The sequence below is a fragment of the Kerstersia sp. genome (assembly GCF_052103615.1).
Taxonomy (GTDB): Bacteria; Pseudomonadota; Gammaproteobacteria; order Burkholderiales; family Burkholderiaceae_B; genus Kerstersia.
Genome location: NZ_JBQEKA010000093.1, coordinates 1 through 12077, shown reverse-complemented (window position 1 = coordinate 12077; position 12077 = coordinate 1). Strand labels below are relative to the sequence as shown.

13 protein-coding genes are annotated in these 12077 nt (G+C 62.0%); 12 read left to right on the top strand and 1 reads right to left on the bottom strand.

Annotated features, from left to right (window positions below):
- From ACTJGZ_RS14165 to ACTJGZ_RS14135, 7 genes are all read left to right on the top strand, one after another.
- Positions 1–426 (top strand): prephenate dehydratase (locus ACTJGZ_RS14165; protein ID WP_441663552.1); only part of this gene is annotated, 426 nt, incomplete at its 5' end.
- Positions 427–601: 175 nt separating this feature from the next.
- Positions 602–1513 carry a prephenate dehydrogenase gene (locus ACTJGZ_RS14160; RefSeq protein ID WP_441663551.1) on the top strand — a complete coding sequence of 304 codons (912 nt, stop codon included), beginning with the start codon at positions 602–604 and terminating at the stop codon, positions 1511–1513.
- Entirely contained in the window at positions 1506–2825 is a 1320-nt protein-coding gene (gene aroA, locus ACTJGZ_RS14155; RefSeq protein WP_441663550.1) for a 3-phosphoshikimate 1-carboxyvinyltransferase, read from the top strand. The genes ACTJGZ_RS14160 and aroA overlap by 8 nt, the downstream gene beginning before the upstream one ends.
- Before the next feature lie 15 nt (positions 2826–2840).
- The gene (gene cmk, locus ACTJGZ_RS14150; protein ID WP_441663549.1) at positions 2841–3539 is read left to right on the top strand and encodes a (d)CMP kinase; all 699 of its coding nucleotides are present in this window, start codon (positions 2841–2843) and stop codon (positions 3537–3539) included.
- 100 nt (positions 3540–3639) lie between these two features.
- Positions 3640–5352 (top strand): 30S ribosomal protein S1, encoded by a 1713-nt coding sequence (gene rpsA / locus ACTJGZ_RS14145; RefSeq protein ID WP_441663548.1) that lies wholly within the window; start codon positions 3640–3642, stop codon positions 5350–5352.
- A 6-nt stretch (positions 5353–5358) separates the two neighbouring features.
- The gene (locus tag ACTJGZ_RS14140; RefSeq protein ID WP_415832386.1) at positions 5359–5688 is read left to right on the top strand and encodes an integration host factor subunit beta; all 330 of its coding nucleotides are present in this window, start codon (positions 5359–5361) and stop codon (positions 5686–5688) included.
- A 217-nt stretch (positions 5689–5905) separates the two neighbouring features.
- The gene (locus ACTJGZ_RS14135; protein WP_441663547.1) at positions 5906–6421 is read left to right on the top strand and encodes a DUF1543 domain-containing protein; all 516 of its coding nucleotides are present in this window, start codon (positions 5906–5908) and stop codon (positions 6419–6421) included.
- Between the two features lie 48 nt (positions 6422–6469).
- On the opposite strand, the gene ACTJGZ_RS14130 is transcribed toward ACTJGZ_RS14135, so the two are convergent.
- Entirely contained in the window at positions 6470–6814 is a 345-nt protein-coding gene (locus ACTJGZ_RS14130; RefSeq protein ID WP_441663546.1) for a DMT family transporter, read from the bottom strand.
- Between the two features lie 246 nt (positions 6815–7060).
- Between ACTJGZ_RS14130 and ACTJGZ_RS14125 the strand changes: the two genes are divergently transcribed.
- The 5 genes from ACTJGZ_RS14125 to ACTJGZ_RS14105 all read left to right on the top strand — a co-directional run.
- The gene (locus tag ACTJGZ_RS14125; protein ID WP_441663545.1) at positions 7061–8263 is read left to right on the top strand and encodes a multidrug effflux MFS transporter; all 1203 of its coding nucleotides are present in this window, start codon (positions 7061–7063) and stop codon (positions 8261–8263) included.
- A 301-nt stretch (positions 8264–8564) separates the two neighbouring features.
- Positions 8565–9566 carry a thiamine pyrophosphate-dependent dehydrogenase E1 component subunit alpha gene (locus ACTJGZ_RS14120; RefSeq protein WP_441663544.1) on the top strand — a complete coding sequence of 334 codons (1002 nt, stop codon included), beginning with the start codon at positions 8565–8567 and terminating at the stop codon, positions 9564–9566.
- Positions 9563–10564: an alpha-ketoacid dehydrogenase subunit beta gene (locus tag ACTJGZ_RS14115; RefSeq protein WP_441663543.1), complete on the top strand. Its 1002-nt coding sequence runs from the start codon at positions 9563–9565 to the stop codon at positions 10562–10564. Before ACTJGZ_RS14120 ends, ACTJGZ_RS14115 begins: the two co-directional genes overlap by 4 nt.
- The gene (locus tag ACTJGZ_RS14110) at positions 10561–11595 is read left to right on the top strand and encodes a DctP family TRAP transporter solute-binding subunit (RefSeq protein ID WP_441663542.1); all 1035 of its coding nucleotides are present in this window, start codon (positions 10561–10563) and stop codon (positions 11593–11595) included. The genes ACTJGZ_RS14115 and ACTJGZ_RS14110 overlap by 4 nt, the downstream gene beginning before the upstream one ends.
- A 93-nt stretch (positions 11596–11688) precedes the next feature.
- Positions 11689–12077, top strand: a 389-nt coding sequence (locus ACTJGZ_RS14105) for a TRAP transporter small permease (protein ID WP_441663541.1), incomplete at its 3' end; no start/stop codon positions are given.

Genomic DNA, 12077 nt, shown 5'->3' with positions numbered 1-12077 from the left:
GCGGCGCGCCTGGCGGCAGCGGACCCGTGCATCGCCGCCATTGCCGGTGAAAGCGCGGCGGAAGTCTGGCGACTGGGCGTGGTGGCGGCGGGCATTCAGGATGATGCGCAGAACCGCACGCGTTTCCTGGCCATCGGCAAGCGCGACGCGGCGCGCAGCGGCAAGGATAAAACCAGCCTGGTATTCGCTGTGCCGAATCGCGCCGGTGCTGTCTATGACATGATTTCTCCGCTGGCCCAGTTTGGTGTGTCCATGACGCGTTTTGAATCGCGTCCGGCGCGTACCGGCCAGTGGGAATATTATTTTTATGTCGATGTGCAGGGGCATCGTGAAGATGAGAACGTCGCTGGCGCGCTGGCGGCCTTGCAGGCGCAGGCAGCCTTCTTCAAAATTCTCGGTTCCTATCCTGCGCAGCAACTGGCCTGAAATCGGGCTTGCCGGCCTGGCCGGCACCAGGAAATAGCCGGTCCGCGTCAGCGGCTGGGCTACCCGGACAGGTGCTTGCAGCGCGTTTGCCGCTAGGGCGGAAAGCGCGTTGGGCCGTCCGGTGGCCTGTCTGCGGTACGGGCTTCATTGACGCCTTGAGGGAAGTATTGCAACGATGAATGCACCGCTTGCTGCGGATGGAAATGGGGCGGGCGTCTGCGCGACGCTTGCTGTCGTCGGGGTAGGCCTGATTGGCGGGTCGTTTGCCGCCGGGCTGCGTGCCGCAGGCCGGGTCGGGCGCGTGCTCGGCGTGGGCCGGCAGCGGCAGTCTCTTGAGGCGGCGTTGGATCTCGGCCTGATCGACGCGATAGCGACGCCCGTGCAGGCGGCGCAAGAGGCGGATCTGATTCTGCTGGCTACGCCGGTCAGCGCCATGGGCGCTGTGCTGGGGCAGATGCGTGATGCGCTGTCGCCTGCCGCGGTGCTGACCGACGCGGGCAGCACCAAGGCCGATGTGATCGAACAGGCGCGCCTGGCCCTGGGCGGCAAAGTGGCGCAGTTTATTCCAGGGCACCCGATTGCCGGCTCCCATGCGACGGGGCCGCAGGCGGCGGACGCCGATCTGTTCCGCGGCCGCAATGTCATTCTGACGCCGCTGCCGGAAAATGATCCCCAGGCTGTGGCCCGGGTGGCCAGCCTGTGGCGGGCCTGCGGCGCGCGCACCCGCCTGATGACGCCGGACCGCCACGACGGCGTGTTTGCGGCGGTGAGCCATTTGCCGCATTGGCTGGCAGCCGCTTATGTACATTACCTGGAAACCGGCGAAGACGCTGACCTGCGTTTTGAGTTGGCGGGCAGCGGCTTCCGGGATTTCACCCGGATTGCGGCCGGGTCGCCGGAAATGTGGCGGGACGTATTTCTTTCGAACAAAACAGCCATGCAAAGCGAGCTGCGGGCGCTGCGCCGTACCCTGGACCGCCTGGAGGCGGCGCTGGAGCGCACCGAGGGCGACGCGTTGCAGCAGTGGCTGGACGAAGCCGCGCAGGCGCGGCGGGCATGGCAACCAGGGGGCAAGCGCAGTGACTGAACATTTTCTTGATTTGCCTGCGGTAAGCCAGGCGCGAGGCAGCCTGGCATTGCCGGGGTCCAAAAGCATTTCCAATCGCGCCTTGCTGCTCGCGGCCTTGTCGCCTGGCCGCACGGAGTTGCGCGGCGTGCTGGCCTCGGACGATACGCGCGTCATGCTCGATGCGCTGTCGGGCCTGGGGGTAGGCGTGCAGGAGCGCGGGGCGGGCGAGGTCAGTGTGGATGGCGTCAGCGCTTTTTCGACCGCGCAGGCCGAGTTTTTCCTGGGCAATGCCGGAACGGCTTTCCGTTCGCTGACGGCGGCGCTGGCGCTGCATGGCGGCGACTACCGTCTGGATGGCGTGCCGCGCATGCGCGAGCGGCCTATTGGCGATCTGGTTGATGCCCTGCGCATGTTGGGGGCCAGTGTGAGCTACCTGGGCAGCGAAGGGTATCCGCCGTTGCAGATCGGTGTGGGCGCGGCAGGCCAGGATCGCGACCGGGTGAGCGTGCAGGGCAATGTGTCCAGCCAGTTTTTGACGGCCTTGCTGCTGGCGGCCCCGCTGCATGTGCAGCGTACCGGCAGGGATTTGCGGATTGATGTGGCGGGTGAGCTGATTTCCAAGCCGTATATCGGCATTACGCTGGCGATGATGGCGGATTTCGGCGTGCAGGTGGCGCAGGACGGCTGGTCGGGGTTTGTTGTGCCGGCGGGCAGCCGTTATGTCTCGCCGGGCCGCTACCTGGTCGAGGGTGATGCTTCCAGCGCGTCCTATTTCCTGGCGCTGGGCGCGATTGGGGGCGGGCCGGTGCGGGTGGAAGGGGTAGGCGCGCGCAGTGTGCAGGGCGATATTGGCTTTGCCGATACGCTGGCGCAGATTGGCGCCACCATCCGGTGCGGAGATGACTGGATGGAGGCGTCAGGTGTCAATGTGGCCGAAGGCGGCCGCTTGCGCGCCTTTGATATGGATTTCAATCTGATCCCTGATGCCGCTATGACGACGGCCGTATTGGCCTTGTTTGCCGACGGACCGTGTCGTTTGCGCAACATTGGCAGCTGGCGGGTCAAGGAAACGGATCGCATTCATGCGATGGAAACCGAATTGCGCAAACTGGGCGCGACGGCAACGTCGGGGCCGGATTGGCTTGAGGTGGTGCCGCCTGCGCCGGGACAGTGGCGGCCTGCTGCCATCGGCACCTGGGATGATCACCGCATGGCCATGTGTTTTTCGCTGGCAGCCTTTGGCCCGGTACCGGTACGCATTATGGATCCGGGCTGCGTCAGCAAGACTTTCCCAGATTATTTTGATGTTTATGCGCGCCTGGTGGCGTAGCAGGAGTGTTGTTTCATGAGCAATTCCCAAACCGCGTCTATTGCCGCCAGCGCCGCTCCGGCGCCGGTCATCGCCATCGACGGCCCGACGGCGTCGGGCAAGGGGACGGTGGCGCAGGCCGTGGCAAATGCGCTGCGCTGGCAAGTGCTCGACAGCGGCGCGCTGTACCGGCTGACGGCGCTGGCCGCAACCCGGGCAGCTATCGGTGACGATGACCTGAATGGTCTGGCGCAGGCGGCGCGGAATCTGGATGTGCGCTTTGAAAACGGTGCGATCTGGCTGGATGGCGGGCGGGTGGAGGAAACCATCCGCCAGGAAGCGGTCGGTAACCGGGCGTCGCGCATTGCGGCGCTGCCTGCTGTCCGTGAAGCGCTGCTGGACCGCCAGCGGGCCTTCCGCTGCGCGCCGGGCCTGGTCGCCGATGGCCGTGATATGGGTACCATCGTGTTTCCGGATGCGCCATTGAAGATATTCCTGGTGGCTGGCGCCGAGGCGCGTGCGCGGCGCAGGGCTAAGCAGTTGAGTGACAAAGGGATTTCTGCTAATCTAGAGGATATTTTGCGCGACATGCGCGAGCGCGACGCGCGCGATACCCATCGCAGCGTGGCGCCGCTAGTGGCTGCGCAGGATGCTATTACCCTCGATTCGTCCGATTGGACGGCCGAGGAAACCACCCGGGCCATATTGCAGCTTTGGTCCGAAATCGTTGCCTAGGGGCCGCAAGGGCCGCCCGGGCTTTCCGTGAACTCCGCCTGGCCGGCTGATCCCCTGCCGGGCGTGTAACAAACGGCCCTCGGGCCGCTGTGGATTCTCAATGTCTGCCAATTCTTCCATTATTCAAGCCGGCGAAAGCTTCGCCGATCTGTTTGCCGAAAGCGTCCAGAACCAGGACATGCGTTCCGGCGAGGTCATCAGCGCTGAAGTCGTGCGCATCGACCACAACTTCGTTGTTGTCAACGCCGGTCTGAAGTCCGAGGCGCTGATTCCCCTGGAAGAGTTCCTGAACGATCAGGGCGAAGTCGAAGTCCAACCGGGTGACTTCGTTTCCGTCGCGATCGACTCCCTCGAAAACGGCTACGGCGACACCATCCTGTCGCGTGACCGCGCCAAGCGCCTGTCGGCCTGGCTGCAACTGGAGCAGGCGCTCGAAAACAATGAACTGGTCACTGGCACCATCACCGGCAAGGTGAAGGGCGGCCTGACGGTCATGACCAACGGCATCCGCGCCTTCTTGCCGGGTTCGCTGGTTGACCTGCGTCCCGTCAAGGACACGACGCCGTACGAAGGCAAGACCATGGAGTTCAAGGTCATCAAGCTCGACCGCAAGCGCAACAACGTCGTGTTGTCGCGTCGCGCCGTGCTCGAAGCCACCATGGGCGAAGATCGTCAGAAGCTGCTCGAAACCCTGCACGAAGGCGCAGTGGTCAAGGGTATCGTCAAGAACATCACCGACTACGGCGCGTTCGTTGACCTGGGCGGTATCGACGGCCTGCTGCACATCACCGACATGGCATGGCGCCGTGTCCGTCACCCCTCCGAAGTCCTGCAAGTGGGTCAGGAAGTCGAAGCCAAGGTGCTCAAGTTCGACCAGGAAAAGAGCCGCGTCTCCCTGGGCGTCAAGCAACTGGGCGAAGATCCCTGGATCGGTCTGGCCCGCCGCTACCCGCAAGGCACCCGCCTGTTCGGCAAGGTCACGAACCTGACCGACTACGGTGCGTTCGTGGAAGTGGAAGCCGGCATCGAAGGCCTGGTGCACGTTTCCGAAATGGACTGGACCAACAAGAACGTCGATCCGCGCAAGGTTGTCACCCTGGGCGAAGAAGTCGAAGTCATGGTTCTGGAAATCGACGAAGACCGCCGCCGTATCTCGCTGGGCATGAAGCAATGCCGCGCCAACCCGTGGGAAGAGTTCTCCTCGAACTTCAAGCGCGGTGACAAGGTCCGTGGCGCGATCAAGTCGATCACCGACTTCGGCGTGTTCGTCGGCCTGCAAGGCGGCATCGACGGCCTGGTTCACCTGTCCGACCTGTCGTGGGCGGAAACGGGCGAAGAAGCCGTGCGCAACTACAAGAAGGGCGACGAAGTTGACGCCGTGGTTCTGGGCATCGACGTCGAGAAGGAACGCATCTCGCTGGGTATCAAGCAGCTGGAAGGCGATCCGTTCAACAACTACGTCGCGACCTATGAAAAGGGCGCCGTGGTTCAAGGTACCATCAAGTCGGTTGAAGCCAAGGGCGCTGTTGTGACCCTGTCGGTTGACGTCGAAGGCTACCTGCGCGCTTCCGAGATCTCGCAAGGCCGTGTCGAAGATGCAACCACCGCCCTGACGGCTGGTGACAACATCGACGCCATGATCATCAACATCGACCGCAAGACGCGTTCGATCCAGCTGTCGATCAAGGCTCGCGACAACGCTGAAACCGCTGAAACCATCCAGCGCATGTCCGAAGCCAGCGCTTCGTCGGGTACGACGAACCTGGGCGCGCTGCTGAAGGCCAAGCTGGATCTCCAGCGCGACAACGGTTAAGACGCGGTGACGAAGTCGGAATTGATCGCCATCCTGGCGGCACGCTATCCCCAGCTTGCCGCCAGGGATGCAGACTATGCGGTCAAGACCGTCCTTGATGCCATGACCCAGGCGCTTGCCTCGGGTCAGCGTATCGAGATACGGGGCTTCGGGAGCTTTTCCCTGTCCCTGCGTGCGGCCCGTGTGGGCCGCAACCCCAAGTCCGGTGAACCTGTCATGGTTCCCGGCAAAAAGGTTCCGCATTTCAAGGCGGGCAAGGAACTTCGGGAAAAAGTCGATGAATCCGAGCCCGGCGAGAGTGCTGCGCAAGCAGTCGGAGAAGTACCGTTCGAATAAAGCGGCAGCTGCCGCCGGCCCTGTGCCGGTGCGGGCTGCCCAGCGTTTCTCTGGCGGTGTATCCGTTGCCTGATGGCAGGCGGATGATGGCCGGGCAGAGGTTCAGAAGCCGGTTCCTGTTTTTGCGGGAACCGGCTTTTCCGTTTTGCCGTGTTTCTGTTTGAATGAATGTGGTGGCGTCTCCGCGCCAGGCTTTGTTGACTATCCGGGAAAAAAATTGGTTCAGCTGCACATGTTCTATATCGGCGGCAATGCCGGCCGTTCCAATATCGAAGTTCATGACATTCAGTTTGCCGCGGTGGCTCAGCCGGAAGCGGCATGGCCGTTATTGCGGGCCGCCTGGTTTGGCGACCCGGACAAGATTCATGTCGATGGCTACAGTGTGATTGCCTGGGCAGACGGTTATGATGTCTGTCTGCGCCCGCAGGCGCCGGCGGCGGAGCAGCCCCGGCTGTTTTTTGTCAACGTTGGCGGTTACCGGCCTGACACGCTGGCCGAGCAGCATGAATATGGCTTGTTCGTGGCGCCGGATGCCGCGGCAGCGAAAAACCGGGCCTTGGCCTGTCTGTTGACGGGGAGCGGGCATCAGCACCGGGACAACCTGAAGGATGTGGACGATTGCCTGATGCTGGGCGAGCTGGATGGCTGGCATATCCATTTGACTGCCAATCCCGATGGCCAGCCGGCCCGGCCTGCTTGGCAGGGCTATCAGCCGATAGGCGCGCCGCGCTAAGAAGGCGCTGCCGGATGGCGGCGCGGACCGGTAGGCCAATCAGGCAATTCAGTGGGCGATGCTTTTGGAAAAGACATTGATCACCAGCACGCCAGCAATAATGAGTGCCAGGCCGATGATGGCGGGCAGGTCCAGGGCTTGTTTGAAAAACAGCCAGCTCACGATGGAAATCAGGACGATGCCTAGCCCAGACCAGATGGCATAGGCAATGCCGGTCGGCATGGTGCGCAGCGCCAGCGACAGGCAGTAAAAGGCAATACCGTAGCCCAGTATGGTGATGAGACTGGGCCAGGGGCGGGTAAAACTCTGGGAAAGCTTGAGCGTGGAAGTGGCAATGACTTCGGCGATGATGGCGATCAGCAGATAGCAGTAGCTGGCGACGGTGGGTGACATGATGCCGGAATTCCAGATAGGGCGGCCGGAACACAGATGCCGGCCTGGTATAGCGGTAGTGGATTTCGCATCGTAACTCAGGACAGTCAGTCCAACTTCGTGCAGAGGCAGGCGCTGGCCCGGTAGCGCTGGCAGCCCGGCACAGGCGGCTGCGGGTGACACTGGCGCGGTTATCTCCGTATCATGCATGGTGCAAAGGGCGCCAGCCGCAGGGCTGGCGCTTGTCGTTTCAATCAGGAAGAATCAATGGCTGAGCCCATCAATAGGCAAAAACAGGCAGTATCCTCCGGCGGCATCATTGTCATTCTGGCAATGCTGACGGCGTTCGCCCCGCTGGCAACCGATATGTATTTGCCCGCATTCCATTTGCTGGAAAAATATTTTTCCGTGCCGGAAGGCGGGGTCGAGGGATCGCTGTCCGTGTTTTTCCTGGGGCTGGCATGCGGGCAGGCGGTGTATGGGCCGATGATAGATCGTTACGGCCGTCTGCGGCCCTTGATGGTCGGCATCAGTCTGTATGTGCTGGCGACCGTGCTGTGCCTGATGGTGACGGATATCCGCTGGTTCATGTTGCTGCGCTTTTTGCAGGCGGCGGGCGGCGCGGCAGGCATGGTGATCGGGCGGGCCATTATCCGTGATCTCTATGATGACCGGGAAAGCGCGCGCGCCTTGTCACTCATGATGGCCATCGTGACGCTGGCGCCTATTCTCGGCCCCATTGTCGGCGGCTTTGTGGTGACGCATTTCGGCTGGCGCGCCGTGTTTGTCATCATGCTGCTGTTTGGCATGGTGTGCTGGGCGCTGGCCTGGCGTTATTTGCCGGAAACGCTGCCCCCTGAGGCCCGCCGCCGTATCAGCCTGGGCGGGGTGTTCCGCATCTGGGGGCATTTGCTGGCCATGCGGGGGTTTGTAGTGCCGGCCATTCTGGGCGGCATGGCCCAGGCCTGCATGTTTGCGTTCATTACCGGTTCGCCGTTTGTCTTCATGCAGCTGCATGGGGCGGATGAACAGACCTACGGCTTGCTGTTTGCCGCGATTGCCTGCGCCTTGATTGTGGGGGCATCCATCAATCGCCGTTTGTTGCGGCGCCATCCGCCAGCCCATCTGCTGGCCTGGGCCTTGCGTGTGAACGCCGTGGCGGGTGTCTGCACGGTGCTGGCGGTCAGTCTGCATAGCCTGCCGCTGTTGTTCGTGCCTCTGTGGCTGACGATCAGCACCTTGGGTTTTATTGGCGCCAACGCCGCGGCGGTGGCCTTGCGCGCCAGCATGCAGCACGTCGGCAGCGGCTCGGCCTTGATAGGCGTGCTGCAGTTCACTTTTGCGTTTGTCGTGAGCAGCCTGGTGGCGGCGACCCAGAATGGTACGGCTTATCCGATGACGCTGGCCATGGCAATTTGCGGGGTCACAGCGGCGGTATTGTGGAAGTGCTTTTACCGCGCCAAAGTGTGAGACGGCTCATACCCTGAGAAAACCGGCCTGCCAGGCCGGTTTTTTTTATGCCTGCGAAGATTGCCCGGGCCGGAAAACATGAGCAGCAAATAATTATTTTAATGAAGTGCTGTAATCAATATCCCTTAAAGTTATTTGATGGCCTATTTAAATCATGGAATGGATCACGGCGGATATAAGGACATAATTCAAAATTCGTTTTATTCATAAATAGCGGCTGCTATTGTTGTGCCCGGCTTCATTTCATTTATTGATTGATATGGAATGAATTTAATTCTATTGGTTATGAAACACCGGGTGTATGGCAGAGCTATTGGAACTTTACCGGACGATGGTCCGGATTCGCGCCTTCGAGGATGCGGCAGAAGTCGCCAGCCAGGGCGGCGTGCAGGCATGGGGGCTGTCGGCGTCGAGCAAACCGGCGCTGGTGCGCGGGCCGCTGCATTTATCGACTGGCCAGGAGGCCGTGGCCGCAGGGGTATGCGCCCATTTGCAGCCGGAAGATCTCCTGACTTCCACGCACCGAGGGCATGGTCATACGCTGGCGAAAGGCGCGGATAGCAAACGCATGATGGCCGAATTATTCGGCCGCGCGACTGGCTATAACAAAGGCAAAGGCGGCTCCATGCATATTGCGGATTTTTCCGTCGGCATGCTGGGCGCCAATGGCGTGGTCGCGGCGGGTTTGCCAATTGCCGTCGGGGCGGCTCAGGCATTGAAATTGCGCGGCGTGAATGCGATTGCCGTTTCTTTTTTTGGCGATGGCGCCATTAATCGCGGCCCCTTTCTGGAAGCGCTGAATTGGGCCGTGGTCTATCAATTACCCGTGTTATTCGTGTGTGAGGACAACCGCATTTCCGCGACCACGGCCAGCGCGCCCATGACGGCGGGCGAAGGCGCCAGTGCCAGGGCGCAGGCTTTGGGCGTGCCGGCACGGAAAGTGGATGGCAACGATGTCGAGGCGGTGGCCGCCGCCGCGGCGCAATGGATTGCCGAGATTCGTGCCGGACAGGGGCCCCGGCTGCTGCATGCGATGACGGACCGCCATAAAGGCCATGTGTCGGTGGATCCAGGCACCTACCGGGACCCGGCAGAAGTGGCAGCAGCCCTGACGCGGGATCCTTTGCTGCGGGCGCGCCAGCGGCTGGAAGCGCGTGGCCTGCTGCATGAAGCGGTGCGCATCGAGGCCGAGGCGCGCGCAGAGATAGACGCCGCACTGGCGGCGGCACAGGACGATCCTTTCCCTGAGGCCGCGGACGCCTATGCGGATATCACGACGACCGGTGAAGGAGTATGGCGATGAGCATCTTGAATCTGAGTTACGCGCAGGCGGCGGCCCTGGCCTTGAGCGAGGCCATGGAGGCTGACCCGACGGTAGTGGCTCTGGGTGAAGATCTGGGGCGCGGCGGCGTGTTCGGGCAGTATCGGGATACCGATAATCAGCCCCTGGTTCAGCGTTTTGGCGAGCAGCGAATTGTTGATACCCCGATTTCCGAGGCTGCGATTGTCGGCGCGTCGGTAGGCATGGCCCTGGCGGGGCTCAAGCCCGTTGTGGAATTGCGGGTGGTGGATTTTGCCTTGTGCGCCATTGATGAAATCGTCAATCAGGCCGCGAAAAACCGCTTTATGTTCGGTGGGCAGGGCCGGGTAGGGCTGGTGGCGCGCATGCCCATCGGATTGTGGGGCGCATCGGCAGCGCAGCATTCGCAGTCGCTGGAGTCATGGTTTGCCCATATTCCAGGGCTGACGGTCGTGACGCCAGCGACACCGGCGGACAACTATGGGCTGTTGCATGCCGCGCTCGCGTCCGGTGATCCGGTGATTTATATGGAACACAAGGAACTATGGGGCAGCACCGGCGCGGTGACGCCGGGCGCCATCGTGCCTTTGGGTCAAGCGCGGGTGGTGCGGGCGGGCAGTGATGTCACGCTGGTGTCCTGGTCACGCCAGGTTCAGGCCTGCGAGCAGGCTGCGGAACAACTGGCGGCGGAAGGCATCAGCGCGGAAGTGCTGGACCTGCGCACCATTTGGCCCTGGGACCAGGAAGCGGTGCTGGCGTCGGCGGCGCGCACCGGTCATTTGCTGGTTGTGCATGAAGCGGTGCAGGCCGGGGGCTTCGGTGCGGAAGTGGCCGCCACGGTAGCCGAACACACCGGTGCCAGGGTCGCCCGTTTGGGCGCGCCGCGCATTCCGGTGGGCTATGCGCCAGTATTGGAAAACGAATCACGCATCGACGCCGGCAGGATCCGCGCGACGGCGGCTGCCTTGCTCAATCATTCCCGTGTGGAGACTGTCTCATGAAGACGCTGTTCCGTTACGCAGCCGTGCCCGCTGCCGTTTTATCTTTGTTCCTGAGCGCCGCCGGGCTTGCCGCCGCGGCGGATTACAAGCAGGAATACCGCTTATCTACCAACGTCAATGACGCTTTTCCGCTAGGGCGCGGGGCGCAGGAGTGGGCGCGCCTGGTCAATGAACGCACCGACGGCCGCATTCAGGTGAAGTGGTATCCCGGCTCGTCGCTGGTGGGCGGGGAAACCACACGCGAATTCACGGCTTTGCGCCAGGGCGGGATTGATTTCAATGTGTCGTCAGTCATCAATTGGTCGCCGCACGTCAAGGAGCTGAATCTGTTTCTGCTGCCGTTTCTGGTGCCGGACGACAAGGCTTTCGATGCTTTGACCAGCGGCGCGGTCGCCGATGAACTCTTCGAGATTGTGCGCAAGCGCGGAGTGGTTCCTTTGGCCTGGGGGGAAAACGGGGCGCGTGAGATCAGTAATTCCAAGCATGAAATCCGCAAGCCCGAGGATCTGAAAGGCCTGAAATTCCGGGTCGTTGGGTCGCCGATATTCAATGATATCTATACCGCGCTGGGCGCCAACCCGACCCAAATGACTTTTGCCGATGCGCAGCCCGCGCTGCAAAGCGGAGTGGTCGATGGCCAGGAAAATCCGATTTCACTGTTCGTGGGCGCCAAGATGCACACGCTGGGCCAGACCTACCTGACCAAATGGAATTATGTGAATGACCCCCTGGTGTTTGCGGTATCGGCCAAGGCTTGGGACAGCTGGTCGCCCGAAGACCGTGAAATCGTGCGCCAGGCAGCCCTGGAGGCGGCCCGTAATGAGGTTGCCGCCACCCGCCAGGGCGTCAGCCCTGGTGATGACGCCCTGATTCAGCAGGCCATCGCGCAGGGCGTGCAAGTCACGCTGCTCAGCGATGAGGAAAAAGCGGCGTTCGCTCAGGCGACGCAGCCGGTGCTCGAAAAATGGTCCAAAACCATAGGGGAAGAGCTGGTACGCAAGGCACAGCAGGAAGTGGCTGCCAGCCGTTGATGCGGGGCCGCCAGCCAGGCGGCCGGGGAATCGCGGCGTGTTGCCGCAGGAAAACCAGCCGCAGGCGCGGCTGGTTTTGTTTGGATTGGGATTATGTCTGGTGAATCATCGGAGAATGTGCCAGTGCCTGCCGGCTCAGGCCAGGGCTTCCATCTGGAGGAAGCCCTGGCAGCGGGCATCATGGCTGTGCTGTGCGTCATTACCTTGCTGAATGTCGCGACGCGTTATCTGACCAATGCGTCTTTTGCCTTCACGGAAGAAATTTCGGTATTTCTGGTTGTCGTCATGACCTTTATTGGCACCGCGACGGCTTTTTCGCGCAGCCTGCATCTGGCCATGCTGGCGCTGGCGGAACGCATGCCCTGGCGGATGCAGTGTTGGCAGCGGGTCTATGCCTTGCTGTGCGGCATGCTGATGTTCGGCATTCTGGCCTGGTACGGCGCGCTGGCCTGGGTGGATGACTATGAGAGCGGCCTGGTCTC